The organism is Massilia sp. IC2-278 (assembly GCF_020708045.1).
GTDB lineage: Bacteria > Pseudomonadota > Gammaproteobacteria > Burkholderiales > Burkholderiaceae_D > Telluria.
On the sequence record NZ_JAJFES010000002.1, the window covers coordinates 121,976 to 146,266 of the forward strand.

A 24,291-nucleotide genomic window follows, 5' to 3' on the forward strand; every position below is an offset into this window, starting at 1 on the left:
CACGGCCCCTTGCCGCTTCAGGCCGCCAGGCCGTAGGGGGCGCCATTGCGCCCAGCGCCCGGCCCACCGGGGTTGAGCCCGGGTCCGGCTTCGGCCACCACGGTGCGCAGCCGGTACAGGCGCTGGCGGTAATTGCCTTCCGGCCCGCCAGGGCCGCAATCGACGTTCTCGAACAAGGCCACGATGCGGTCGAGCGCCTGGCGTTCCTGGGCGGTGTCGATCATGACCAGGCGCCGCTTGCTGCGCCCGTAACTGGCGCGGATGTCGATGACCAGGCAGTGCCCCTGGTCGGCGGCGTGCAGGTCGACCAGCAGGGCCTCGGCGCGGCTGAGGCCAAAGAGCGCCGCCAGTTCCAGGCGCGCAGCCAGCAAGGGATGGCTGGAGAGGTCGATCGCACAGCCCAGCAATGCACCGGTTTCGGTGTGCACGGCGTCGAGCAGGCGCGGAGCGATCTTCTGCAGCGCCTCGGCAGCCTCGGGACAGCCGCCGGCCGCCGCCTGCTGCAGCCAGTACACGGCGCGCACGTCGTTGCTTTCGTTTTCGCGGCGCGCACGCCAGGCATTGTTGCCGCATTCGAGCTGGGCCACCCGGTATCCCATCTCGGCCGCCCTTTCCAGGTAGCGCTGGGCATCGGCGACATTGCGCTGGGAGAATTCTGGCTTAATGTAGATACGCGACAGGGCGTACCAGGCCGCGGCCAGGCCCTGCTCGCCGGCCAGCATCAGCCAGCGGATCGCTTTCTTGAAATTGGCCGCACCGGCGCCGCCGGCGACCCGGGTGCCGTCGACCTGCATGCGCGCATACCACAGGCCCATGGCAAGCTGGGCATGCCGGTCGTGTTCGGCCGCGGCGAGTTCCCAGAAGGTGTGCAGCTCGGCTTCACTGGCGCCATCGGCGCCATCCGTTCCTTCACCCTGCTCGAGCAGGCGCGCCACCCGCGACAGCAGGCCGACTTCGCCCGGGGTCAGGCGCTGGGCTTGCTCCTTACCGCCCTTGGCCAGCGCGCGCGCCAGGGGCAAGGCGCGTTCGAGGTAATCCGCCCAGCGCCCGGCTTCCCAGCTTTGCTCGAGCAGAGCGAACTGGGCCTCGGCCAGGCCATTGTCGGCGGCGCGGCGCAGCCAGGGCTGGCCGGCGCCGGCCGTGCCCGCACCCGCGCCGGGCGTGCTGCGCACCGACGGGCCGGATGCCTGCGCCACGCCGGCGCCGGCGGCGGCTTCGGGCTGGCGCGCCAGCAGCCACTGGGCCTCGGCGAAGCCGGCGCGGGCCGCGTCTTCCAGGGCGCGCAAGGCTTTCGCGCGCAGCGTGGGCGTGGCCGTGCCCGGCTCTTCGAGCAGCAGCTGGGCCAGCACCAGGCCGGCGCGCGTGTTGCCGGCGTCGTAGGCGCGCTCGTACCAGGGCGCCAGCGGCCCCGCGTGCTGGCGCGCCAGCTCGACCGGCACGTGATTGCCGATCAGCTGGCAGGATTCCAGGCAGCCCTGGTGGGCGGCGCGGTCGAGCCAGTGCAGCGCGGTGGGCAGGCTCTGCGGCAGGCCGGCGCTGCCGAACAGGTAGCGCTTGCCGAGCGCGAGCTGGGCATCGGCGCGGCCGGCGCGGGCGCCGCGGATGATCGCCAGTTCTTCACGATTAGCCATCGTTCGGGTCTTTACTAGTGGGATGGGGGCAGCAGGAGCGCGATCAGGACCGGCAAGGCGGTGACCGGCGGCTCGGTGCCGCGGCCAAAGTTGCCAATATACAAGAACCGCTCGGATCGCGCCCACACTGCATCGGTTTGGGAAAAGTCTAAGCCAGCACCGGGCCCGGCATGTCCCGAACCGTCCAATGATTGATATCGAACAAGGGCACCGAAAGGAAGCGGAACTCAGCCACATTGCAGTGCGGCAAGCACTCCAGTGGTGCAAAAAGGCGAACTCGGCGTTTCGAAAATACAACAGCACGATTGGTTAAATTGGCTTTCCACCAAGTCCAGCACGCATAATTAACCAATCCGACAACCTTGACGCATTAAGCAATTACTGTTCACTCGTCCGAGTGTTCAGCAAACCAATAAAGTCTCAATGCTCTCTGGATCCCGATTCACCTATAAGAAGGATACGAATAAATGAAAAAGTCACTGATGGCAGTCGCTCTTGTTGGCGCTTTCGCCGGCGTTGCCCATGCACAAACCGCCGTTCAGATCTACGGCACCCTGGACGCTGGCGTCCAGAAGAGCAGTGGTAACACCCTGTCGATCGGCAAGCGCGCCGCCAACACCCTGGGCTTCAAGGGCACCGAAGACCTGGGCAACGGCCTGAAAGCCCTGTTCCAACTGGAAATCCGCTACGAGTCGGACACCGGCACCGTCGAAAACGGTTCGCGTCCGCTGTTCCAGGGCCAGAGCCGCGTCGGCCTGCAGGGCGACTTCGGTATGGTCCGCATCGGCCGTGGCCTGACCCCGTACCAGGAAACCATCGGCGCCTTCGAGCCATGGCACGCACTGCCAAACCAGGGCGGTTTCTATACCGACCTGGCAGTCGCCGGCTACAACTCGGCGCCGCTGGAGCCGAACAACTCGTCGAACAACCGCTGGTCGAACGCCTTCTGGTACAACTCGCCGGTCACCAGCGGCTTCCAGGTGAACGCCGCCATCGCCACCAAGGAAGGCGCGGGCGCCAACGGTCGCGCAGTCGGCCAGTACGCTGCCGGCGCAGAAGCCTCGGCCAACCCGTTCTCGATCTCGACCACCTACAACAACGGTCCTGCAGCCCTGATGCTGGGTTACGAGCGTAACGCTGTCGAAACCAAGGTCTGGTCGGCCGCCGGTTCGTTCATGGCTACCCCGGCACTGAAGCTGATGGCCCTGTACACCCGCCAGGACCAGGACAACACCGCCTTCTTCGCCGGCCTGCCAGGCTCGAAGACCAACGCATGGGTGCTGGGCGCCAACTACACCATGGGTCCGGGCAAGGTCCTGGTCGGTTACGGCCAAAAAGATCCGGACAACTGGGTCAAGACCAAGCAGTTCTCGCTGGGCTACGAGTACAGCCTGTCGAAGCGCACCTACCTGTACATCGACGCATCGCGCAAGAAGGGCCCGCAAAACGCCACCACCCTGCGTGACGAGCGTTCGGTCAACTACTACGACCTGGGCATCAACCACTCGTTCTAAGCTGATGCGGGCTCCGGCCCGGCAGAATGGATAAGGAAGGCGGACACCGGCAACGGTGTCCGCCTTTTTTCGTTCCGGTCCTGGCGTTGCCGCGGGAGCGCCCGGGCCGTTTTTCTGCCCGCCGCCCTGCTCCGCTCGGGTAAAATTGGGCACACACCATTACCGCAAGCCTGAGATGACCGCCACCCTGGATTCCGCCGCTGTCGCCCAATACCTGGCCGACCACCCCCGCTTTTTCGAAGAACATGCCGGCCTGCTGGGCGAAGTTAAACTGTCGAGTCCGCTGACCGGCAAGGCGGTCTCGCTGCAGGAACGGCAAATGGAAGTGATGCGCGCGAAATACAACGCGCTGGAGCTGCGCATGGCCGAGCTGCTGCGTACGGCCACCGACAACACCACGATCCTGAACAATTTCCACGAATGGCATCTGACGCTGTTGCGTTCGGAAGGCGGCGCGGCGATGGCGCGTGACCTGGTCGACGGCCTGCGCGCACACTTCGGCGTGCCGCAAGCCACCCTGCGCCTGTGGAACGTGGCGCCGGAACATACCGACGCTCCGTTCGCGGCCGGCGTGGCCGAGGATGCGCGCCTGTTCGCGTCAAGCCTGCGCGCCCCCTATTGCGGCCCGAACAAGGATTTCGAAGCGGTGCGCTGGCTCGACGACCCGGCCGCGGTACGCTCGACCGTGCTGCTGCCGCTGGTGGCCGACGGCAAGACCTTTGGCCTGCTGGTGCTGGGTTCGCCGGATGCCGAACGCTTCAGCCCGGTAATGGCCACCGATTTCCTGGTCCAGCTGGGCAAGAGCGCCAGCACCGCGCTGGCCCCGCTGCGCGCCTGAACATGGACAGCGGCGCCGACTGGTCGCAGCGCTACCTGGGTGAACTCCTCACCCAGCGCCAGCTGTCACCGCATACGATCGCCGCCTATCGGCGCGACCTGGCCGAACTGGCGCAGCTGGCCGGCCACACCGACTGGCCCCGTCTCAGCCACGCCGACATGCGCCGCTTCGCCGCGCGCCTGCATGCCGCCGGCCAGAATCCGCGCTCGATCGCCCGCAAGCTGTCCGGCTGGCGCGGCTTCTATCAATGGCTGTCGCTGCACGCCGCCCTGCCGACCAACCCGGTCGACGGCGTGCGTGCCCCGCGCCGCGCCAAATCGCTACCGAAGGCGCTGGCCGTCGACGACGCGGTGCAATTGCTGGAAGCAAACCGGCACGGCCATCCCGAACCGGACGAACTGTGCAACCGCGCCATGTTCGAACTCCTGTATTCGAGCGGGCTGCGGGTATCCGAACTGGCCGGCCTCGACCTGGCGTACACCGACCATGCGCACGGCGCCTCGCTCGGCTGGTTCGATGCCGCCGCCGGCGACGTGGTCGTGACCGGCAAGGGCGGCAAGATGCGCCGGGTGCCGGTGGGCGGGCCGGCGCGCGAGGCGCTGGCGGCTTGGCTGGCAGTGCGTCCGCCGGCAAGCGACGGCAGCGCCGCCCTGTTCCTCTCCAGCCGCGGCACCCGGATCACGCCGCGCGTGGTACAGCACCGCCTGAAACAGCATGCCCTGAAGGCCGGCACCCCGGTGCACGTGCACCCGCACGTGCTGCGCCACTCGTTCGCCTCGCACCTGCTGCAATCCTCGGGCGACCTGCGCGCGGTGCAGGAACTCCTGGGCCACGCCAGCATCACATCGACCCAGGTGTATACGGCGCTCGACTTCCAGCATCTTGCCGCAGTGTATGACCAGGCCCATCCGCGCGCGAAAGCGAAATAGCCAAGGATTCGCCTGAGCTGGCGCAAGGGCAGGCACGGTTGATGGTGGCAGATTGCAAATTACGGCATAATCTTTCGATTCTCCGCGCCCAAACCGGGCTGAACGCAACGTAAAGACCATGTCACTGATCCCTGCCACCATCCTGACCGGCTTCCTCGGCGCCGGCAAGACCACCCTCCTCAACCGCATCCTGCGCGAGGAGCACGGCCTGCGCATCGCCGTCATCGAAAACGAATTTGGCCAGGAAAACATCGACAACGAAATCCTGGTCCAGGACAGCGGCGAACAGATCGTCGAGATGAACAACGGCTGCATCTGCTGCACCGTGCGCGGTGACCTGATCGTGGCGCTGACGAACCTGGCGCAAAAGCGCGAGGCCGGCGAACTCGCTTTCGACCGCGTGGTCATCGAAACCACGGGCCTGGCCAACCCCGGCCCGGTGGCGCAGACCTTCTTCGTCGACGAGGAAGTTGGCGCTCACTACCTGCTCGACGCCGTGGTAACCGTGGTCGACGCGCGCCATGCGATGGACCAGCTGGACCGCCACGAGGAAGCCCAGCGCCAGGTTGGCTTTGCCGACAAGATCCTGCTCTCGAAGCTGGACCTGGTCGACGCCGCCGCCATCGAGGCCCTGAAGGCGCGCCTGGCACGGATCAACCCGCGTGCGCCGATCTCGACCTCGGACTTCGGCAGTGCGCCGCTGAGCGAGGTGATGGACCTGCGCGGCTTCAACCTGAACGACAAGCTCGAGCTCGACCCCGACTTCCTGCGCGCCGACGAGCACGAGCACGATCACGAGCACCACGGTCACGACCATGCGCACTGCGGCCACGACCATGCCCACGGCGAAGCCTGCAGCCACGACCACCACCATTCGCACCACAGCGACGACATCGCCGCCTTCGTGTTCAAGAGCGAGCGCGCCTTCGACCCGGAACGCCTGGACCAGTTCCTCGGCAGCCTGGTGCAGGTGTTCGGTCCGAACATGCTGCGCTACAAGGGCGTGCTGTCGATGCAGGGCGCCGACCGCAAAGTCGTGTTCCAAGGCGTGCATCAAATCATGGGCAACGACCTGGGCGCAAAGTGGGAAGAGAACGAAGCCCGTGGCAGTAAAATGGTGTTTATTGGTAAAAATTTACCAAAAGACGTATTTATCCGCGGATTGGAACAATGTTTGGTATAAACTATCCCGGTTTTACGGTACCCGTTGCGCTTTTTGCCACGGCGTGACAGGCACCGTCGAGTAGCCGCCGCCGGCCAGTCCGGGGGCGAGGACGGCAGATTGCAGCGCCGTCATGGCAGCTGGTAGCGCTCACTGTTGGTAACCCAGTGCTGATGAGCCAGCTGATAAAATGAAACCTCTGTCGTATCGAAGGCAACATGACTAAAACAACGAAATCGAATACCGCCGCGCAGTCCGAAGACCGACTCATTTCGGAAGAGGAAATTCGGGCGATGGGCGACGAGGACTACATGAACCCGGCCCAGCTCGCGTTCTTCAAGGACCGCCTGCAACAGCTCGAGAAAGAGCTGCTGAAAAATGCCGGTGAGACCACAGAGCACCTGCGCGAAACCGTCCTGGTCCCGGACCCGGCCGACCGCGCCACCATCGAGGAAGAGCATGCGCTGGAACTACGCACCCGCGACCGCGAGCGCAAGCTGCTGAAAAAGGTCCAGCAATCGCTGGCCGCCATCGAAGCCGGCGAATACGGCTGGTGCGAAGAAACCGGCGAGCCGATCGGCATCCCGCGCCTGATCGCGCGCCCGACCGCCACCCTGTCGCTGGAAGCCCAGCAGCGCCGCGAACTGAAGCAAAAGCTGTACGGCGACTGATCGCTTCCAGCCCCCACCGAAAAAGCATGCGCGAAACCGCATGCTTTTTTCTTTTCTACCTACCCGGCGGCCTCAAGCGTGCCGTCGAAATCTTTCCTATGGGATACACTGGTACGGATACGGGTACTGGCCTGCAGCGGGTTTGCGCCTGCGCACGTGTGCGCAGGGCGTGCCGCGGGCGTCCGTGCTACCGTCATGGATGAGCGCTCCGGACCCAGGGGGCGCTACCGCGCATCAAGCAATAAACACGGGGCAAACGATAGGCGGAAACGACGTGGGCTTATTTTCCTTCCTGAAGAAAAAGAACGAACAGGTAGCCGAAGCGCCGGCCACGCGCCTGCGCGCGGGCGAGCCTTCGCGCCTGTCCGCCGAAGCCGAACGCGAGCGCCAGCGCGAAATCGCCCGCGCCACCGCCGCGAAGATCGACGCCATCGAACTGGCCATGACCACCGACCTGCTCGACGACGGCGACACCGGCTGGGGCAGCGGCCACCGCCCGCCGGCCGCCGCCGCCGCGCCGCTGGCCTCGGACGCCGATACCGAACTCGGCCCCCTGGACGGCCAGCCGGAAGCCGACCTCACGCCGGCGAATGCGCCCGTGGTCGAGGAAAGCGCCATTCTCTACGCCAACGGCCAGGCCGACCTGGCCGAAGGCATGCTGCGCGATTGCCTGGCCGAACTCGGACGGTCCGAACGCCTGCCCTGGTGGATGCTGTTCGACCTCTACCAGGCCCAGGGCCGCGAGCAGGAATTCGACAGCATCGCCATCGATTACGCCAGCCATTTCGAAACTTCCCCGCCCGCCTACACCGACCGCCTGCCGCGCCAGGCGCAAGAAGCCTTTGCCGGCGTGGCACCCACCCTGCGCCTGCCGGCCACGCTCGACGCCAGCCTGGGCGCCCACCTGCCGGCCCTGCATAAGCCGGCGCCGCCGGGCACGCCGGTGCGGCTCGACTTCGGCGCCGTGCGCAGCGCGAATGCCGCAGGCTGCGCCGCCCTGCTCGCCAGCCTGCAAGCCTTGCGCCGCGCGGGGCGTCCGGTGGTGCTGGCCAGCGCCGATGCGCTGCTGGCGGTGCTGCGGCCGATGCTGGCGATCGGCGAACGCGGCAGTGGCGAAGCACCCTGGCTGCTCCTGCTCGAACTGCTGCAGCTGCTGGACCGCGAGAAGGACTTCGAGGAAACCGCGATGGACTATTGCGTGACCTTTGAAGTCTCGCCGCCTTCGTTCGAGACGCCGCTGCGCGCCGCGGACGGCATTGGCGGTGCGGCCGATCCGGGCAACGCGGCGCCTTCCCTTGCGGCAGCGCCCGGGGCCGAACAACGTTTCCTGTTGCCGCCGCTGGTCGATGGCGATATCGGCGCGCTGCTGGCGGCCATCGATGCGTATGCGTCGGCACAGGCGGCATCCGTCCAGACGGCAGGTGCAACGGCAGTCCCGGCGCTGGAGCAGGCCGCAGGCGCCAGTCCTGGCGTAGGCCAGCCGGATACCGGTGTCCCCGCCCTTGCGGCGCCGGTCGTGCTCGACTGCTCGCGCCTGGCGCGCATCGGGTTCAGCGCGGCCGGCGCCCTGCACGTACGGCTGCGCAGCCTGGCCGGTGCGGGGCATCCGGTCGAGCTGCGCGACCTGAACCACATGGTGGCGGCTCTGCTGCGCCTCCTGAACTATGGCGACTGCGCGCGCCTGTATGCGCACAAGTATTGAACGGCATACTGAACGGCGTCCCGGACCAGGGCTGCGCGAATACTGCTGAGCTTAAGTGTCATCCTGTCTTGCAATTTTGTGCAACAGCCCCACTTGCGGAGGGCTAGTTAACCACGAGGCAGATATGGAACAATTTCACGGCACCACCATTGTGAGTGTACGTCGCGGCTCGCAAGTCGCATTGGGCGGCGACGGCCAGGTCACCCTGGGGAACGTCGTCATGAAGGGCTCGGCGCGCAAGGTGCGCAAACTCTACCAGGGCAAGGTCCTGTGCGGTTTCGCCGGCGCCACCGCCGACGCCTTTACCCTGCTCGACCGCTTCGAAGCGAAGCTGGAAAAGCATCAAGGCAATTTGCTGCGCTCCTCGGTCGAGCTGGCCAAGGACTGGCGCACCGACCGCATGCTGAGCAGGCTCGAAGCCATGCTGCTGGTGGCCGACAAGGAAGTGACACTGATCATCACCGGGAATGGCGACGTGCTCGAGCCGGAAGACGGCATCGGCGCGATCGGCTCGGGCGGCATCTACGCCCAGTCCGCGGCCAAGGCGCTGCAGGAAAACACCGAGCTGCCGCCCGCCGAGGTCGTCAAGAAAGCGCTGACGATTGCCGGCGAGCTCTGCATCTATACGAATTTGTCCCACATCATTGAAACGCTGGACTGACCGGCATGCATATCATGAACATGACTCCTCTCGAAATCGTGTCGGAACTGGACAAGCACGTCGTCGGCCAGGGCAAGGCCAAGCGCGCCGTCGCCATCGCCCTGCGCAACCGCTGGCGCCGCCAGCAGGTGGCCGAGCCGCTGCGCCACGAGATCACGCCGAAAAACATCCTGATGATCGGCCCGACCGGCGTCGGCAAGACCGAAATCGCGCGCCGCCTGGCGAAGCTCGCCGACGCGCCCTTCATCAAGATCGAAGCCACCAAATTCACCGAGGTCGGCTATGTCGGCCGCGACGTCGACACCATCATCCGCGACCTCATCGACATCGGCGTCAAGCAGACGCGCGCATCGGAAATGAAAAAGGTGCGCCAGCGCGCCGAAGACGCGGCCGAAGACCGCATCATCGACATCCTGGTGCCGCCGGCGCGCGACTTCGGCTTCAACGTCAGCGCCGCGGCCGAGGCAAAGGAAGGCGACAGCACGCGCCAGACCTTCCGCAAGCGCCTGCGCGAAGGCTCGCTCGACGACCGCGAAGTGGAAATCGAAGTGGCCGACGCTGCGCCGCAGATGGAAATCATGGCGCCGCCGGGCATGGAAGAAATGACGGAACAGATCAAGTCGATGTTCGCCGGCGTCGGCAACACGCGCAAGAAGGCGCGCAAGATGAAGATCAAGGAAGCGATGAAGGTGCTGGCCGAGGAAGAAGCGGCGCGCCTGATCAACGAAGACGAGATGAAGCAGAAGGCGATCCACAATGTGGAGAACAACGGCATCGTCTTCCTGGACGAGATCGACAAGATCGCCACCCGTTCGGAACACGGCGGCGCCGATGTCTCGCGCGCCGGCGTGCAGCGCGATCTGCTGCCGCTGGTCGAGGGCACGACCGTGAACACCAAGTACGGCATGATCCGCACCGATCACATCCTGTTCATCGCTTCGGGCGCCTTCCATCTGTCGAAGCCGTCGGACCTGATTCCCGAGCTGCAGGGTCGCTTCCCGATCCGCGTGGAGCTGGAATCGCTGTCGATCGACGACTTCAAGCGCATCCTCACCAGCACCGACGCCTGCCTGACGACCCAGTATGAAGCACTGCTGGGCACCGAAGGCATCAAGGTCGACTTCACCGAAGACGGCATCCACCGCCTGGCCGAGATCGCCTTCTCGGTCAACGAACGCACCGAGAACATCGGCGCGCGCCGCCTGTACACGGTGATGGAAAAGCTGCTCGAGGAAGTCTCGTTCGGCGCCAGCGACATGCAGGACAAGCTGGTCACGGTCGACGGCGCCTACGTGAACGAGCGCCTGGACGTGCTGTCGGCCAACGAAGACCTGTCGCGCTACGTGCTGTAACGGAGGCGAGCATGGCAAACAAGGCACTCGCAACCCGGCAAAAGATGCGGCTGCGCGTCGAACCGTCGCAGCAGTTCGGCAAGCCGCGCAACCCGCTCGCCGCATTGGCCAAGGCCCGCTCGGCTGGCGCGCACGCCAAACCCTTGTCGAGCGAGCGCCAGGATGCCAAGCGGCAGTTGAAGAAGGTGAAGCTGACGGCGGACGAGGACGAGTGAGGTCGAGGAGCCGTGGCTCCCTGCCTGGTTCGTTTCAACCTGTCGGGTTTGCATCGACACGAAAGACCGCGTGGACTCGGGAGTCCACCCTACGTGCATCGCTTTTGTAGGGTGGACGCCTGTGCCACTACGTTAATCGCTTTTGTAGAGTGGGTCATTGATGCTGGGAGCATCGATGGACGTGTCCACGCGGTCTCATCACATGAACCAAGGCGCGTTAAACTCCGACCGCCGCTGGCATCGCCAACGTTCTCGCCCACCCATCTTGCCTGTCTAACAATTCACCTGTACATTGTGCGGCGCTAACCGCCATCCAACAGGATTCCCATGAGCTCACCCGAGCTGATCGTCGACGTGCTGCGCGCCGAGCTGCGTGCGGCGAATCTCACCTATAAAACCCTGGCCGAGCGCATCGACATGAGCGAGTCGAGCGTCAAGCGCCTGTTCGGGCAGAAGGACATGCCGCTGTCGCGCCTGGCGCAGATCTGCCAGGCGGGGGGCATTGCCCTGGAAGACGTGCTGCGCCGCGCGGCCGATGCGCGCCCCCAGGCCGATGCCCTGACCCTGCCCCAGGAAACCGCCCTGGTCGCCAAGCCCCACCTGCTGCTGGTGGCGATCTGCTGCCTGGGACACTGGACCTTCGAGCAAATCGTCGACAACTACCGCCTGACCCAGCCCGAATGCATCGCCGCCATGGCCGAGCTCGACCGGCTGGGCCTGATCGAGCTGCGTCCGCTGAACCGCTACGGCATGCGCGTTTCGCATGCCTTCCACTGGCTGCCGGATGGACCGGTGCAGCAATTCTTCCGCGAGCACATGGTGCCGGATTATTTTGCTGGCCGTTTCGACGGGCCGGGCGAGACTCTGATGTGCTTGCCTGCGCGGCTGTCGGCGGCCAGCGCCGCCGAGGTGGCGCAGAAGATCGCCCAGCTGGCGGCCGAGCTGGCGCGGCTGCACAAGCACGACCGCAGGCTGCCGGCCGAGGAGCGGGATGGGATGAGCCTGGTGGTGGGGTTCAGGTCGTGGGAGTTTGCGGCGTTTACGGCGCTGCGGCGGTAATTGCCTGCAAGGTAATGCGCTGGAACTGGCCGGCAAATGCGACCGTAGGGTGGGCACGCTGTGCCCACGCGGAAGCTTGCGGCGATGCGCCGCCGGAGCTTGCTGAGGACGTGGTGAGGTGTTGGCGGGTGAAGAGATCAGCGCTAACGTGTCGCTTTCGAACCTGATCAACAAGTTTCTGCCAACCCTCGTGCAGGAGACAACGATGACGCGGCGTTCCGCGTGGGCACGGAGTGCCCACCCTACGGTTGCGGCTGCTGGCCGGGTGCACGTTCGCGGGGGCGCGACTTCCTGCCGGCCCCGCTATCCTTACTGCGTCGGCTGGTCGCTGGACGGCTGCCCCATCACCCGCGTTGGCGGCGGCATTTGCGGCTCGGCCGGTGGCGGTGGCACGTTGTTGTTGCCCTGCATTACCTGGTTGTAGTTGGCTGCAGCTGGCGATGGCGGGGTTTCCTGCGGCGGTTCTTCGTTCGGCCCCACCACGGGGTCGACTTCGCCCGGCGGCGGCGGGCCGCGCACCACGGCGCCAGGCGCGGTTTGCGGTTCGACCGCGGGCATGGCGCCGACCGGGGCGGCCTGCATCGGTGGCGCCTGCGGCGGCATGGCCGCGCCCGACAAGGGAATCGCCGGCTTGGTGTCGGCCATCAGTTCCACACGCTTCATGACGCCGCCGTCGGACAGCATCACGTAGCGCGGATGCACTTCGCTGATCGTCACGCCCGGGGCGAGTTCGCGGCCGACCTTCAGGGCTTTCGGCGGCTGGCCGTCGGCGACGATGATGGCCACGCTGTCGCGCCCGGCCGAGACGATGCCGGTCAATTGGTAATTGGTGACGACGGCCGTGGCGGCCTGGCCGCCGAACAGGGTGGCGGCGGCATCGGGCGCCGGTTCGGGGATGCCGGCCGGCGGCGCAGCGGCGATCTGGCGCTGCTGCGGCTTGTACAACTGCATGCCCCAATAGGTGGCGGAGACCGCCAGGAAGACCAGGGCAAGCAGGGTGAGAAGGAGAGGCAAACGCTTCATGATGTCCTTGTTAGCGCACCAGCTGGTTGATTTCAATGATCGGCATCAGGACGGCCAGCACGATCAGCAGCACGACCAGGCCCATGGCCAGGATCAGCACCGGTTCCAGCAGGCCGGCAATGGTGAGGGTGCGGCGCTCGAGGTCGGCCTGCTGCGAGTTGGCGGCGCGTTCCAGCATGGCCGGCAGTTCGCCGGTGATCTCGCCGGCGCGGATCATGTGTACCAGCATCGGCGGGAAATGCTTTTGCGCCGACAGCGCCCGCGCCAGGCTGACGCCTTCGCGCACGCTGCCCGTCGCCTGTTCGACCAGATCACGCATCGCAACGTTCGATAAAGTTTCGCGGCTGGTGTCGAGGGCGCGCAGGATCGGCACGCCGGAGCCGGTGGTAATCGCCAGAGTGCTGGCGAAGCGCGCCGTGTTCAGGCTGCGCTCGAACTTGCCGTAGACGGGCGCCGTCAGCAGCCAGGTATGCCAGCGCCGTTTCAGCACGGGATTTTTCAGCGCGTTACGCCAGGCAAACCAGGCGCCGACCAGGGCCAGGCCCAGCACGATACCCCAAGCCCGCATGAAGTCGGACACGGCCAGCATCACCACCGTCAGGAAGGGCAGCTTCTGCTTGGTATTCGCGAACACCGAGACGATCTGCGGCACCACATAGGTGAGCAGGAAGATCACGATGGCGAATGCGACCACGGTAACGATGGCCGGATAAGTGAACGCCAGCCGCACCTTTTGCACCAGCGCATTGCGGCGCTCGATGTAGTCCGCCAGGCGCGACAGCACCTTGGCCAGCTGGCCGATCTGTTCGCCGGACGCGACCAGGGCGCGGTAGATTTCGGCGAAGTCGCGCGGGTGGTGCGACAGCGCGGCCGAAAACGAAATACCGCCCATCACTTCCGAGCGGATCGAGGCGATCAGGTCGCGCAAATACGGCTTTTCGGCCTGTTCCAGCAGCGCCGTAAAGGCTTGCTCGAGCGGCAGGCCGGCTTCGAGCAGGCTGGCCAGCTGGCGCGTGAACAGCGCCAGTTCGTTTTGCGACAGGCGCTCGCCGATGCCGCGCGCGCGGGTGGCGCCGGAGGCATCGACCTGGGCCGCGATGGCTTCGACGCTCAACGGCGTCAGCCCCTGGGTGCGCAGGTCGGCACGCGCGGCGCGCGGGCTGTCGGCATTGACCACGCCCTTGCGCGTGGCGCCGCCCCCATCGACGGCTTCGTAACGGAATGCCGGCATCGCCTCAGTCCTTGGTCACGCGCAGCAGTTCCGCCTGCGTGGTGACGCCTTCGCGCAGCCAGCGTTCGCCGTCTTCGCGCATGGTTTTCATGCCGCTGGCCTGGGCCGCCGTGCGGATGTCGGCTTCGGACGCCTGGTTGTGGATCTGGGCGCGGATCCGCTCGTCGGTTTCCAGCAGCTCGTAGACGCCGACGCGCCCCTGGTAGCCGGTGTGGCCGCAGCGCTCGCAGCCGACCGCATGCCATTGCACGCCGTCGCTTTTCTTGCACTGCGGGCAGAGTTTGCGGACCAGGCGCTGCGCCATCACGCCCAGCAAGGATGACGACAACAGGAACGGTTCGATGCCCATGTCGAGCAGACGCGTGACGGCGGCGGCGGCATCGTTGGTGTGCAGGGTCGCCAGCACCAGGTGGCCGGTGAGCGAGGCCTGGACCGCGATCTGCGCCGTTTCCAGGTCGCGGATCTCGCCGATCATGATCACGTCCGGGTCCTGGCGCAGGATGGCGCGCAGGGCCTTGGCGAAGGTCATGTCAATGCGCGCATTCACCTGGGTCTGGCCGACGCCGCTCAGGTCGTACTCGATCGGGTCTTCCACCGTCATGATGTTGGTGGTCGAGGCGTTCAGCCGCGACAGCGCCGCGTACAGCGTGGTGGTTTTACCCGAACCGGTCGGGCCCGTGACCAGCACGATGCCGTGCGGCTGGTTGATCAGCTTGTCGAACTGCGGCAGCAAATCCGGGCTCATGCCCAGGTGCGACAGATCGAGGCGGCCGGCTTCCTTGTCGAGCAGACGCAGTACGGCGCGCTCGCCGTGGCCGGTCGGCAGGGTCGAGACGCGCACGTCGACGGGCTTGCCGCCGATGCGCAGCGTGATGCGGCCATCCTGGGGCAGGCGTTTTTCGGCGATGTCGAGCTGCGACATGATCTTGATACGCGAAATCAGCGAGGCGTGGATGCCCTTGCGCGGACGCACGATGTCGCGCAGGGCGCCGTCGATGCGGAAACGTACGACCGAGGTTTGCTCGAAAGGTTCGATGTGGATGTCGGAGGCGCCTTCGCGCAGCGACTGCGTGAGCAGTGCGTTGATCATGCGGATGACCGGCGCGTCGTCGGAGGATTCGAGCAGGTCTTCGATGGCCGGCACGTCCTGCAGCAGGCGCGTCAGGTCGAGGTCGGCGTCGAATTCGTCGGCCACCTGGTTGGCGTCGCCGCCGGCCGAGGAGTAGGCGCTGGCGATGGCGTCGTCGAGTTCGCTGCGCTCGAGGCGGCGCAGGGCGATGCGCCCGAAGCGGCGCGACACTTCGGCGATCGCCGCCGGCGGCGTGGCGTTCGAGATCAGCACTTCGATGCTTTGCGCCGGGTCGTCGCCGGCGCGCGCCAGTACCCCGTGGTCGCGGGCAAAGGCGTAAGGCAACAGATTAGTCATGGCTCATCAATTCTGGTTCGATGGCTGCACCGGGCGGTACTCGGGCACAGGCGCCTGCTGGCCTGCCGGCTGGGTCGGCTGGGCCGTTCCGGTACCGGTTGCGGCGCCTGGACGGACCGGCGGCGGTGCCGGCGGCGGCAGGGTTGCCATGTCGCCGCCTGCCGGTGGCTGGCCATTGTTCAAAGGAGGCAGGACCGGCGCGCCCAGGTTGCGCATCAGGATCGTATCGTCCTGCGGCTGCGAGGAAATACCCAGGGCGCGCATGTATTCGTAGCGGTCCATCGAGATACTGTTGTTCTGTTCCTTACTGCGCACCACGACCGGGCGCAGGAACACCATCAGGTTGGTCTTGTCGCGGGTACGCGAGCGATACTTGAACAGATTGCCCAGCACCGGGATGTCGCCCAGCCCACGCACTTTTTCCTCGCCGGTATTCGAGTTGTCCTGGATCAGGCCACCCAGCACGATGATCTGGCCGTCGTCGGCCAGGACATTGCTTTCGATGGCACGCACCGTGGTCACGATGCCTTCGGTCCGCGTGATGGAGCTGTCGATGCCCGAATTCTCGTGGTAGATCGACAGCTTGACGACGCCGCCCTCGGAAATCTGCGGGCGCACTTTCAGCAAGAGGCCGATGTCCTTGCGGTCGACGGTCTGGAACGGGTTGTTGGCGCCGCTCGTGCCCGTGGTGAACGAACCCGTGATGATCGGGATGTTCTGACCTACCTTGATGGTCGCCAACTCGTTGTCGAGGGTGATCATGTTCGGTGTGGACAAGATGTTGGCGTTGCCGCCGTTTTCAAGGGCGCTGGCCACGGCGCCCAGGCCCAGCTCGCCATTCACCTGGCGGAACACGCCCAGCGTCAGGCCCGGCAGTGAAGGGATGGCGGCGTTTTCGCCGCTCAGTCCGCCGCGCGCCGCGGCGGCCAGGTTGATCAGGTTATTCGTGCCGGTGCCATTGAAGGACTGGATGCCGCCGACGCGGTACTTGCTGGCATTGTCGCCCGACAGACCGAGCCACTGGACGCCGAATTCCGACGCTTTGCTGGAGGTCATTTCCACCACCAGGGCTTCGATATAGACCTGGGCGCGGCGTACGTCGAGCTGGTCGATGACGCCGCGCAGGTTGCGGTAGATGGCGTCCGGCGCCGTGATGATCAGGCTGTTGGTCGAGGCGTCGGCCTGGATGAAGCCGGAGCCCTGGCCGCCGCCGGCGCCGGTTGCCGTGGCCTGGCCCTGCTGGGCGTAGGTGTTGCCGGTGCCGCCCATGCCGATGCTGCTCTGCTGGCCCTGCTGGCCGCCGAGGTTGCCGCCGGTGCCGCCCTGGGCGCCGGCCTGGATATTGCCGCCGGACGTGCCCTGCTGCTGCACCGGGACCGCCGAGGCGTCTTGCGAGACCACGGCGCGCAGGGTTTGCGCGACACGGCTGGCGTCGGCGTTCTTCAGGTAGACCACGTGGATGTTGCCGCGCTCGGTGGTCGGCTGGTCGAGCTTGGCGATCAGCGACTTGGCCAGGTTGGCGCGTGCCTGCGACGGCGCGCGCACCACGATCGAGTTGGTGCGCGGATCGGCCAGCACGGCCACGCGGCCGGAATCGCCGCCGGCGGCCGGCTCCATCAGGCGCCCGACCAGGGTGGCGATGTCGCTGGCGATGCCGTTACGGATAGGCACGACGTCGAGGTCGGCCGCCACCGGCGCGTCGAGCGCGGCGATGATGCGCGACAGGCGGCGCAGGTTATCGGCGTAGTCGGTGATGACCAGGCTGTTGTTGCCCGGGTTCGCCATGATGGAATTGTTCGGCGAAATCAGCGGACGCAGCACGGCGACCAGGTTGGCGGCCGACTCGTATTGCAGGTGGTAGATCTGGGTGGCGATCTGGTCGCCCTGGACGCGCGAGCCGCGGGTGCCGACCTGGGTCGGCGAGGATTGCAGCTTGGCCTCGGCTTCCGGCACCACCTTGGCGTACCCCTCGCCGGTGGTGACCACCGCATAGCCCTGCAGGCGCAACGCCGAGGTGAGCAGGCCGAAGGCCTGGCTCTTGGTCAGCGATTTTTCCGACTGCAGCGTGAGCGTACCCTTGACGCGCGGGTCGACGATGAAGGTCATGCCGGTGTAGTGGCCGACGGCCTTGATCACCGATTCGATGTCGGCGTTCACGAAGCTGAGGGCGGCCGAGTTTTCCTGCGCGAACACAGGCACGGGCAGGGCCGTGAACAGCGTGCAGCACAGCATGGCGCCGGCGGCGATGCGGTGCAGCGCCGGGGTGGTGGAACTGCTGGCAGGGGTGCGACGGAAGGATGTTTTCATTATCTGAACTCGAGTGCGATTATGTTTTTACCGTTCACCATGCGTCGCTGTCCCAGCAGGTTCAGCATGTTGCCCAGCGTGTCTTCGTAGCCGTCCGCGGCCGATGCCTGCCCTGAAAAGCGCAGGCGTCCGTTCTGTAACTGCCCCGATCCCGACAGCAGCAGCGCGCCACGCACCGTGGAGAGCACCAGGTCGGCCTGCGGGCCGCGCCAGTCCATCGCCATCTGGTAGCTGCCCAGCGGCCGGATCGGCGCCATGCGCGAGCCCATGTCGTCCATGCTCAGGACGGTACGGCCCGTGACCCTGACATTGTTGACTTCGCGTACCAGGTCGAGCTGGTTCCAGGAAAGCCGGATCTTGCCCGAGGGCGCCAGCGTGTTTAGCGGCGCGCCGAGCCCGGCCAGCCCTTCCGCCGGCAGCAGCAATTGCCCGGCACTCACCTGCCATGCGCTCCAGCTGCCTTCGACCAGCACCGGCTGGGCCAGGGCCTGCGGGTTTTCCAGCGTCATGTTCACCTGCCCGAACAGCACCAGCGGCGACAAACGCCAGCTGAAACGCCCCGGCAGCAGCGGCGTGACCGCCCCGCCCGGCCCCGGCGCGCCACCCACGAAAGCTGAGCCGTTCCAGAGCGTACCCGTGGCGTCCCCGAGAGTCAAACGGCCGCCGGTCTGGCGCTCGACGATGTTGCCCAGCCAGCTCGCCGGCAGGAACACCAGCACCGTAACGGCCACTGCAAGCGCAACGACGCCTGTCCACAACAGGATACGCCTCATCGGGCACCGGCCCCGGTGTCCTGGCGCAGGGTCAGGCTGGCATCGACCTGCCCGGCGGGGTCTTGTGCGGTAAACGTGGCTTCTTGCACTGCAACGCGGTTTTCGCGGCGCTGGGCGTCGAGCCAGACCAGCAGGTTGGCGAACGAGGTGTTGTTGATCTGCATGCGCGCGTATTCGCCGGTGAGCGAGAGCGAAGCCGGCTTGATGCCGCGCGCCGTGAGGCTGGCATTCAGTGTTTCCTGGGTCATGGGCGTGACCGGCACCGGGGCCTGCCCGGCCAGGCCGCGCGCCTGCTCGGCCATGCCGGCCAGCTCGGCGGCCTGCTGGCGCAGCGCCGGCAGCGAGCGCTGGAGCTGGGCGCGGCCTTCGACGGCCGGCTCGACGAGCACCATGTAGAGCAGCGCCAGCACCACGACGCCGAAGCCGGCCGCGAGGAAGCGCCGTTCCTGGCCGGTGCGTGCGATCCAGTAGGCCTGGGCGCGTTCGCGCACCCCGCCGATTGTGCTGCCCAGACTCATGGCTTGGCTCCCGTGCTGCGCACCGTCCAGTTGGCGGGCGCGGTTTCTTCCAGATTCAAATTGCGTGCTGACAAGGATGCGCGCAGCTGCTGCAGCCCGCCAGGGTCAACCGTTTCCGGTTTGACGCGCAAATGCAGTGCCCGTTCCTTGTACTCCATTGATGTAATTCCGGGCGGACGCGGCATTTCCCGTGTTGCGTCGCCCACGGCGCCGGCTAAGTACAGGAATTCGTCGGCGCCGATCTGGCCGCTGCCGGCCTGGGCCAGGCGGATATGCTGGCGCATCTGCGCCACCGGATCGGAAATCGGTTCGTTCGGGTAGACCGAGCGGTAGGTTTGCGTCATCTGCTGGCGTACCGCGTTCGATTCGCCGCGCAGGCGCAGCCATTCGATGTTCATGCCGGCCAGGTTCACCGCCACGGCCAGGAAGGCCAGTGCGATCGGCACGCGCCAGCGTCGCCAGTCGCGCTGGCGGGCGCCGGCCGCACCCAGCGCCGGGACCAGGTCGAAACCGGTGCTCTTCGCCCCGTTCACCCAGTGCGCCCAGTCGTCGGCCTCGAGCTGGGTGGCGGGGCCGGCCTCGGCCAGCAGCACGCCGTACTCGCCCAGCTGCTCGCGCGGCACATACAGGGTGAGCGGCGCGTCGCCGGCGAGGGCGCGCGCGGTCTGCAGGGCGGCGGCGGGATTCGCATCCAGCGCCAGGCCCAGGCCGCCGTACTGGCTCGTGCGCAGCAGCAGCTCATTGCTGCCGATCGTGCCGCCGATGGCGGCGCTCACGCCGCCCGGCTGCAGCGGCAGGCACAGCTGGGCAGGCAGGACCACCACGGCGCGCGCGCCCTGCCCCAGCAGGATGCGCACCAGCGGTTCGATCCACTCGCGCTGCACCACCGCCACCGGGCGGGTGCCGTCACCGGCCGGCGGCCCGGCCATCAGCACGCAATCGAGCGGGTCGCCCAGGATGTGTTCCTCGACCAAGCCGGGCAGCGCCGCGCGCAGCTTGTTGCCGGACAGCGGAGGCGCCTGCACGGAAATCAGGTTGACGTCGGCGCCGGCCAGCAGCAGCACCACGCGGCGGCTGGCGGCGACCAGGTCGGTCAGGTTGCGCAGCGTGCCTTCGCCCTGCTGCTCGATGGCGCCGGCGTCGCCCACGACGGCAAAGCGGCACGGGGCGCCTTCGCCTTCGGCGCGCGCGGGATGCCGGATATAAAGTGTAGTCAAACCGTCTCGCTTTCTTCTAGTTTTGACGAACCCAGACCACCGTGATGCTGCCCGGGCCGAAGGACGCGGCGCGCTTGATCAGCGCGTCGGCGTTCAGGGCGCCCCGGTCGAGCCGGATGCGGCTGGACACGATGAAATAATCGCTGTGCACGCTCACGGAGCCCGGCACCGGCGTATTGCCGCCGAGCTCGGTCATGAAATACTGCAGGTCGCGCCAGGGCGCGCTCCTGCGCCGCTGCACCAGCGCGTTCGCCTCGGACAGCGAAAAATTCGGGATCACCGCCGCCAGCACTTCGGGCGGCGCGGTGTTCACGTTCACCGGCGTCGCCTCCGGCAAGACCGTCACGAAGGGACGCAGCTTTTCCACCATCTCCGGCGTAAAACCTTTTACTGCCAACAAATCCTCGACTTCGAGGAAGCGGATCGGCGTGCCGATGCCTTCGCGCGACACGGCCTGGGTCTGCGGCGGCACCCCGGTCGTCCCGCCCAGGCCGCCACTGCCATCGTCGACACCGCCGTTATTGTCCACGCCGCCCTGGCCGCCGTCTTCGGCATTGTTGACCTGGGTCGGCCCGCCGCCCTGCTTGCCGACCGTATCCCCCACTTCCTGGCCGGTGATGGGATCGACCATGCCGGTGGTGACCGCCGGCGGCGCCCCGGCCGCGACCAGGTTGGCGGTGGTCTTCGCCAGCGCCGGATTCATCTGCAGGTTGGTCATCAGGCGCGCCAGGATCGCCATCTGCGCCAGGTCGATCCGCCCGTTGTTGGTCAGGTTGGTGAGATTGTAGCGCGAGGTGGCATCGGTGATGTTGCCGGACAGGGTGGCGTCGAATACTTCGCCTTCGACCCGCTCGCGCTCGATGTACTGGTCGAGCCGGGTTTCGGCCAGCGGCGTGGCCCAGACGTGGGTCAGGGCGGTATGGTCGCGGTGGTCGATGGCGTCCTGGCGCAGCACCACGCTCGACCAGTCGAGCGCGCCGCGCAGGATCCAGCGCGTCTGCAGGTTCAGGCGCTGGTTTTCCATCGAGCGCACCTCGACCTGCTGCTGCCAGAACAGGCTGGCCACGATGGTGATGGCGAGCGTGGTCAGGAGCAAGGCGGTGATCACGGCGACGCCGCGCTGGCGCTGCTGGTAATTGGGGTAATGGGGGCGACAAGGCCGCATCAGAGGCTCCCCAGCAGGAAGGATTTGGTCAGCGGCTGCGGGTAGCCGCGCGTGCGCAGCACCACTTGCAGGCCGGTCACGGCCAGGGCCGAGGCGCTCGTGACCGGCGCCGGCGGATTCGTTTCGACCTGGGCGCGCCAGGCGCCGTTCTGCCAGACCAGCACGCCCATCGCCTCGATGCCGCCCTGCAGCAGCACCGGCGGGGTGGTGTCGGCGTCGGTGATTGCGGCCTGCCACAGCCCGTCGAGCTGGACCAGGTCGCGGGTGGCAATCGATTCGCGGCGCAGCAATTGCCCGTTCACCAGGCGATAGGCGATGACCTGCAGGCGCGCCGGCTCGTTTTCGTTGAACACGGTGCGCACCAGGGTGATGCGGCCCTCGTTCTGGAGCAGGAAGGGGCGGCGCCCGAGGATGCTGGCGTCGGCCGCGTGTTCGCAGTCGCTTTGCAGCTGGGCAAAGGCAAGCTGCATGCCGCGCGTGGACTCCATCTGCTCGGTCAGCGACGAGCGCGCACGCACGATGCCATCCAGGCCGCGCCAGCCGAGCACGGCCACCATGGCCAGGATGCCGATCGCCACCAGCAGTTCGATCAGCGTGAAGCCGCGCGTCTTGTGCATGCCGGGTGTCATCGCCTCAGGACCAGCTGGACCAGTTTCAGGATGCGGCGCTCGGGGTTGGCCTTGTCGTACACCGACACCTCGACCCGGCGCAGCAGCGGGTTCGGGCTGACCAGCACTTCTTCCTGGCAGGTGAGGTTCAGGTCGCCCTGGCCGCAGTCGAAATTGCGCTTGCCGACTTCCGGGAATTCGCGGTTCAGGCGGATCTGCACCAGGCGGTTCTCGGCCGACCAGGTGGCCATCATGGAGGCGCGCAGGCCGGCGCTGTTCTGGGCCAGGCTGCCGATGGCGCGCAGCCCGGCGCCGAGCGCGGTGCCGACGATGACTAGCGCCACCAGCACTTCGAGCAGGGTAAAGCCGCGGTCGGTACGGGTGGTCATGGGGCGCCTTCGCTGCCAGGATCGACGACGGTGAAGTGGCCGACGCCGTCGGCCTGGATCGCCACGCTGTAGTTGCCAGTAGCAAGGGTAAGGCGAAAAGGCTTGTGCACGGGTTCGCGCCCGAAGGTAATGCGCAGCAGGTCGCCGCCGCCGAGGTTGCCGTTGGCGGCCACGGGCGGGTCGAGCAGCAGGCGCAGCGGCGCGTTGCGGAAAGGCCGTTCGCGCAGCAGGTCGTCCTGGTTCATGGCCATCCAGCCGGTGTCGTTGCGCACCATGAAGCGGTAGCGTTCGGGCGTGGCCTCGAAGGCCACTTCGCGGTTGCGTACGATGGCTTCGTCGCGCGCCAATTGCAGCAGCAGGGTCAGGCGCTTGGCCTCGTTGTCGAGGTCCTGGCGCGGGCTCGGGATGGCGTTGAGCGACGCCATCCCCAGCGTGATGCCGATGATGACCATCACGACCAGGATTTCCACCAGCGTAAAGCCGGCGCCGGCAGCATTCCTGCGGCCGGTGCCCCTGCGCGGCGCCGCGACGGCAGCCATGGTCAAGCTTTACTGCTGCCAGGAACCGACGTCGGCATCTTCGCCTTCGCCGCCAGCCTGGCCGTCGCCGCCGAACGAGAACACGTCGATCTCACCATGCAGGCCCGGTTGCAGGTACTGGTAAGGGTTGCCCCATGGATCTTTCGGCAAGCGCTCGACGTAGCCGCCTTCCTTCCAGCCATTCGCGGACGGGCCCGAGGTCGGTTTCGTGGTCAGGGCTTGCAGGCCCTGCTCGGTGGTCGGGTAGCGCTGGTTGTCGAGCTTGTAGAGCTTGAGCGCCTGCATCAGGGTGGCGATGTCGGTCTTGGCGGCCACCACGCGCGATTCGCCGGTACGGCCCAGCACCTTCGGCAACACCAGGGCGCCGAGGATGCCGATGATGACCACGACCACCATGATTTCAACGAGGGTGAAGCCGCGCGCGAAACGGCGGCCAACTGCACGGTGCGAAACGATCTGCATAGTCAATCTTGGATAAGTGGATCGGAACAATCGGCTTAGTATAAGGCGGATTGCTGGCAGCGGCCATCGTGAATGTGTCGCGGTGCGCCGGCAGGGTGACGCATTGTATTGCAGAGCTTCAGGGCGCGCACCTCAAACGTGTACGGCGCGTCGGGCGCAGACTGGACAAGCCGGATTGCGGGCGGCGCCGATGCTGGTCCACTCCATCGCGCGGCCATCGAGCATGAGCAGCCTGCCGGCCAGGGGCTGGCCCACGCCCATGATGAGTTTCAATGCCTCGGCCGCCTGGACCGCGCCGACGATGCCGACCAGCGGGGCAAACACGCCCATCGTACTGCAGGCAACATCCTCGAAACCGCTGTCTTCGGGGAAGACACAAGCATAGCAGGGGCAGTTTTCCTGACGCATGTCAAACACCGACAACTGGCCATCGAAACGGATGGCGGCGCCGGCGACCAGGGGTGTGCCGGTGGCGACGCAGGCGCGGTTGACGGCATGGCGGGTGGCGAAGTTGTCGCTGCAGTCAAGCACGACGCTGGCTTCGCGGGCCAGTTCCAGCAGGCGTGCCGCGTTTGCGCGTTCCTTGAGCGCGACGACCTCGACCTCGGGGTTGATGGCATGCAGGGCGGCGCGGCCGGACTCGACCTTCGGAATGCCGATGCGTTCGGTCGTGTGCATCACCTGGCGCTGCAGGTTGGTAAGGTCGACGGTGTCGTCGTCGACCAGGGTGATGCGGCCGACGCCGCTGGCGGCCAGGTACAGGGCGGCCGGGGAACCGAGGCCGCCGGCGCCGATGATGACGGCGTGTGCCGCCAGCAGGCGTTCCTGGCCTTCGATGCCGATGTCGTCGAGCAGGATGTGGCGCGAGTAGCGCAGGAGTTGGGTGTCGTTCATGGGGA

Annotated in this window: 24 protein-coding genes; 10 read left to right on the top strand and 14 right to left on the bottom strand. The window is 66.6% G+C overall.

Features of this window, described 5'->3' with window-relative positions; translation table 11 throughout:
• Positions 1 to 17 precede the first annotated feature (17 nt).
• Positions 18 to 1,631: a tetratricopeptide repeat protein gene (locus LK540_RS05370; protein ID WP_229436019.1), complete on the bottom strand. Its 1,614-nt coding sequence runs from the start codon at positions 1,629 to 1,631 to the stop codon at positions 18 to 20.
• 467 nt (positions 1,632 to 2,098) lie between these two features.
• On the opposite strand from LK540_RS05370, the gene LK540_RS05375 reads away from it, so the two are divergent.
• The 10 genes from LK540_RS05375 (at position 2,099) to LK540_RS05420 (ending at position 11,734) form a co-directional block, all read left to right on the top strand.
• Positions 2,099 to 3,145 (top strand): porin, encoded by a 1,047-nt coding sequence (locus LK540_RS05375; RefSeq protein ID WP_229436020.1) that lies wholly within the window; start codon positions 2,099 to 2,101, stop codon positions 3,143 to 3,145.
• Positions 3,146 to 3,320: 175 nt separating this feature from the next.
• A complete protein-coding gene (locus tag LK540_RS05380; RefSeq protein ID WP_229436021.1) occupies positions 3,321 to 3,983 on the top strand; it encodes a DUF484 family protein in 663 nt (220 codons plus the stop codon).
• A gap of 2 nt (positions 3,984 to 3,985) precedes the next feature.
• Positions 3,986 to 4,912: a tyrosine recombinase XerC gene (locus LK540_RS05385; protein WP_229436022.1), complete on the top strand. Its 927-nt coding sequence runs from the start codon at positions 3,986 to 3,988 to the stop codon at positions 4,910 to 4,912.
• A 118-nt stretch (positions 4,913 to 5,030) separates the two neighbouring features.
• Positions 5,031 to 6,095, top strand: coding sequence for a GTP-binding protein (locus LK540_RS05390; protein ID WP_229436023.1), 1,065 nt, complete (start codon positions 5,031 to 5,033; stop codon positions 6,093 to 6,095).
• A gap of 197 nt (positions 6,096 to 6,292) precedes the next feature.
• The gene (dksA, locus tag LK540_RS05395) at positions 6,293 to 6,745 is read left to right on the top strand and encodes an RNA polymerase-binding protein DksA (protein WP_229436024.1); all 453 of its coding nucleotides are present in this window, start codon (positions 6,293 to 6,295) and stop codon (positions 6,743 to 6,745) included.
• A 274-nt stretch (positions 6,746 to 7,019) separates the two neighbouring features.
• Positions 7,020 to 8,447: a hypothetical protein gene (locus LK540_RS05400; protein ID WP_229436025.1), complete on the top strand. Its 1,428-nt coding sequence runs from the start codon at positions 7,020 to 7,022 to the stop codon at positions 8,445 to 8,447.
• A 124-nt stretch (positions 8,448 to 8,571) separates the two neighbouring features.
• Positions 8,572 to 9,108 carry an ATP-dependent protease subunit HslV gene (gene hslV / locus LK540_RS05405; RefSeq protein ID WP_229436026.1) on the top strand — a complete coding sequence of 179 codons (537 nt, stop codon included), beginning with the start codon at positions 8,572 to 8,574 and terminating at the stop codon, positions 9,106 to 9,108.
• A gap of 14 nt (positions 9,109 to 9,122) precedes the next feature.
• Complete coding sequence (gene hslU, locus LK540_RS05410; RefSeq protein WP_307729160.1) at positions 9,123 to 10,460, top strand: ATP-dependent protease ATPase subunit HslU; 1,338 nt, start codon at positions 9,123 to 9,125, stop codon at positions 10,458 to 10,460.
• Positions 10,461 to 10,471: 11 nt separating this feature from the next.
• Positions 10,472 to 10,675: a hypothetical protein gene (locus LK540_RS05415; RefSeq protein WP_229436028.1), complete on the top strand. Its 204-nt coding sequence runs from the start codon at positions 10,472 to 10,474 to the stop codon at positions 10,673 to 10,675.
• 327 nt (positions 10,676 to 11,002) lie between these two features.
• Positions 11,003 to 11,734: a helix-turn-helix domain-containing protein gene (locus LK540_RS05420; RefSeq protein WP_229436029.1), complete on the top strand. Its 732-nt coding sequence runs from the start codon at positions 11,003 to 11,005 to the stop codon at positions 11,732 to 11,734.
• Positions 11,735 to 12,043: 309 nt separating this feature from the next.
• On the opposite strand, the gene LK540_RS05425 is transcribed toward LK540_RS05420, so the two are convergent.
• From LK540_RS05425 to LK540_RS05485, 13 genes are all read right to left on the bottom strand, one after another.
• Complete coding sequence (locus LK540_RS05425; protein ID WP_229436030.1) at positions 12,044 to 12,757, bottom strand: type II secretion system protein N; 714 nt, start codon at positions 12,755 to 12,757, stop codon at positions 12,044 to 12,046.
• 10 nt (positions 12,758 to 12,767) lie between these two features.
• Positions 12,768 to 13,988, bottom strand: a complete 1,221-nt coding sequence (gene gspF, locus LK540_RS05430; protein WP_229436031.1) for a type II secretion system inner membrane protein GspF — start codon at positions 13,986 to 13,988, stop codon at positions 12,768 to 12,770.
• Positions 13,989 to 13,992: 4 nt separating this feature from the next.
• Positions 13,993 to 15,414, bottom strand: coding sequence for a type II secretion system ATPase GspE (gspE, locus tag LK540_RS05435; RefSeq protein WP_229436032.1), 1,422 nt, complete (start codon positions 15,412 to 15,414; stop codon positions 13,993 to 13,995).
• A 6-nt stretch (positions 15,415 to 15,420) separates the two neighbouring features.
• Positions 15,421 to 17,721, bottom strand: a complete 2,301-nt coding sequence (gene gspD / locus LK540_RS05440) for a type II secretion system secretin GspD (protein ID WP_229436033.1) — start codon at positions 17,719 to 17,721, stop codon at positions 15,421 to 15,423.
• The gene (gene gspN / locus LK540_RS05445; RefSeq protein ID WP_229436034.1) at positions 17,721 to 18,494 is read right to left on the bottom strand and encodes a type II secretion system protein N; all 774 of its coding nucleotides are present in this window, start codon (positions 18,492 to 18,494) and stop codon (positions 17,721 to 17,723) included. Before gspN ends, gspD begins: the two co-directional genes overlap by 1 nt.
• Positions 18,491 to 19,012, bottom strand: coding sequence for a type II secretion system protein GspM (gspM, locus tag LK540_RS05450; protein ID WP_229436035.1), 522 nt, complete (start codon positions 19,010 to 19,012; stop codon positions 18,491 to 18,493). Before gspM ends, gspN begins: the two co-directional genes overlap by 4 nt.
• Positions 19,009 to 20,229 (bottom strand): type II secretion system protein GspL, encoded by a 1,221-nt coding sequence (gspL, locus tag LK540_RS05455; protein WP_229436036.1) that lies wholly within the window; start codon positions 20,227 to 20,229, stop codon positions 19,009 to 19,011. The genes gspM and gspL overlap by 4 nt, the downstream gene beginning before the upstream one ends.
• Before the next feature lie 16 nt (positions 20,230 to 20,245).
• Positions 20,246 to 21,394, bottom strand: a complete 1,149-nt coding sequence (gene gspK / locus LK540_RS05460) for a type II secretion system minor pseudopilin GspK (RefSeq protein WP_229436037.1) — start codon at positions 21,392 to 21,394, stop codon at positions 20,246 to 20,248.
• Positions 21,394 to 22,011, bottom strand: a complete 618-nt coding sequence (locus LK540_RS05465; protein ID WP_229436038.1) for a type II secretion system protein J — start codon at positions 22,009 to 22,011, stop codon at positions 21,394 to 21,396. The genes gspK and LK540_RS05465 overlap by 1 nt, the downstream gene beginning before the upstream one ends.
• An 8-nt stretch (positions 22,012 to 22,019) precedes the next feature.
• Positions 22,020 to 22,391, bottom strand: coding sequence for a type II secretion system minor pseudopilin GspI (gspI, locus tag LK540_RS05470; RefSeq protein ID WP_229436039.1), 372 nt, complete (start codon positions 22,389 to 22,391; stop codon positions 22,020 to 22,022).
• Entirely contained in the window at positions 22,388 to 22,930 is a 543-nt protein-coding gene (locus LK540_RS05475) for a GspH/FimT family pseudopilin (protein ID WP_229436565.1), read from the bottom strand. The genes gspI and LK540_RS05475 overlap by 4 nt, the downstream gene beginning before the upstream one ends.
• 9 nt (positions 22,931 to 22,939) lie before the next feature.
• Complete coding sequence (gene gspG / locus LK540_RS05480) at positions 22,940 to 23,392, bottom strand: type II secretion system major pseudopilin GspG (protein WP_229436040.1); 453 nt, start codon at positions 23,390 to 23,392, stop codon at positions 22,940 to 22,942.
• A 132-nt stretch (positions 23,393 to 23,524) separates the two neighbouring features.
• On the bottom strand, positions 23,525 to 24,286 hold the full coding sequence (locus LK540_RS05485) for a HesA/MoeB/ThiF family protein (protein WP_229436041.1): 762 nt from the start codon (positions 24,284 to 24,286) through the stop codon (positions 23,525 to 23,527).
• Positions 24,287 to 24,291 lie beyond the last annotated feature (5 nt).

Coding starts and splice junctions, on each gene's coding strand:
- gspF (WP_229436031.1), bottom strand. CDS start 13,988: ATGCCGGCATTCCGTTACGAAGCCGTCGATGGGGGCGGCGCCACGCGC.
- LK540_RS05370 (WP_229436019.1), bottom strand. CDS start 1,631: ATGGCTAATCGTGAAGAACTGGCGATCATCCGCGGCGCCCGCGCCGGC.
- LK540_RS05390 (WP_229436023.1), top strand. CDS start 5,031: ATGTCACTGATCCCTGCCACCATCCTGACCGGCTTCCTCGGCGCCGGC.
- dksA (WP_229436024.1), top strand. CDS start 6,293: ATGACTAAAACAACGAAATCGAATACCGCCGCGCAGTCCGAAGACCGA.
- LK540_RS05465 (WP_229436038.1), bottom strand. CDS start 22,011: ATGCACAAGACGCGCGGCTTCACGCTGATCGAACTGCTGGTGGCGATC.
- LK540_RS05380 (WP_229436021.1), top strand. CDS start 3,321: ATGACCGCCACCCTGGATTCCGCCGCTGTCGCCCAATACCTGGCCGAC.
- gspI (WP_229436039.1), bottom strand. CDS start 22,391: ATGACCACCCGTACCGACCGCGGCTTTACCCTGCTCGAAGTGCTGGTG.
- gspM (WP_229436035.1), bottom strand. CDS start 19,012: ATGAGTCTGGGCAGCACAATCGGCGGGGTGCGCGAACGCGCCCAGGCC.
- LK540_RS05385 (WP_229436022.1), top strand. CDS start 3,986: ATGGACAGCGGCGCCGACTGGTCGCAGCGCTACCTGGGTGAACTCCTC.
- LK540_RS05375 (WP_229436020.1), top strand. CDS start 2,099: ATGAAAAAGTCACTGATGGCAGTCGCTCTTGTTGGCGCTTTCGCCGGC.
- LK540_RS05485 (WP_229436041.1), bottom strand. CDS start 24,286: ATGAACGACACCCAACTCCTGCGCTACTCGCGCCACATCCTGCTCGAC.
- gspK (WP_229436037.1), bottom strand. CDS start 21,394: ATGCGGCCTTGTCGCCCCCATTACCCCAATTACCAGCAGCGCCAGCGC.
- LK540_RS05415 (WP_229436028.1), top strand. CDS start 10,472: ATGGCAAACAAGGCACTCGCAACCCGGCAAAAGATGCGGCTGCGCGTC.
- gspD (WP_229436033.1), bottom strand. CDS start 17,721: ATGAAAACATCCTTCCGTCGCACCCCTGCCAGCAGTTCCACCACCCCG.
- hslV (WP_229436026.1), top strand. CDS start 8,572: ATGGAACAATTTCACGGCACCACCATTGTGAGTGTACGTCGCGGCTCG.
- hslU (WP_307729160.1), top strand. CDS start 9,123: ATGAACATGACTCCTCTCGAAATCGTGTCGGAACTGGACAAGCACGTC.
- gspN (WP_229436034.1), bottom strand. CDS start 18,494: ATGAGGCGTATCCTGTTGTGGACAGGCGTCGTTGCGCTTGCAGTGGCC.
- LK540_RS05475 (WP_229436565.1), bottom strand. CDS start 22,930: ATGGCTGCCGTCGCGGCGCCGCGCAGGGGCACCGGCCGCAGGAATGCT.
- LK540_RS05425 (WP_229436030.1), bottom strand. CDS start 12,757: ATGAAGCGTTTGCCTCTCCTTCTCACCCTGCTTGCCCTGGTCTTCCTG.
- LK540_RS05420 (WP_229436029.1), top strand. CDS start 11,003: ATGAGCTCACCCGAGCTGATCGTCGACGTGCTGCGCGCCGAGCTGCGT.
- gspG (WP_229436040.1), bottom strand. CDS start 23,392: ATGCAGATCGTTTCGCACCGTGCAGTTGGCCGCCGTTTCGCGCGCGGC.
- gspE (WP_229436032.1), bottom strand. CDS start 15,414: ATGACTAATCTGTTGCCTTACGCCTTTGCCCGCGACCACGGGGTACTG.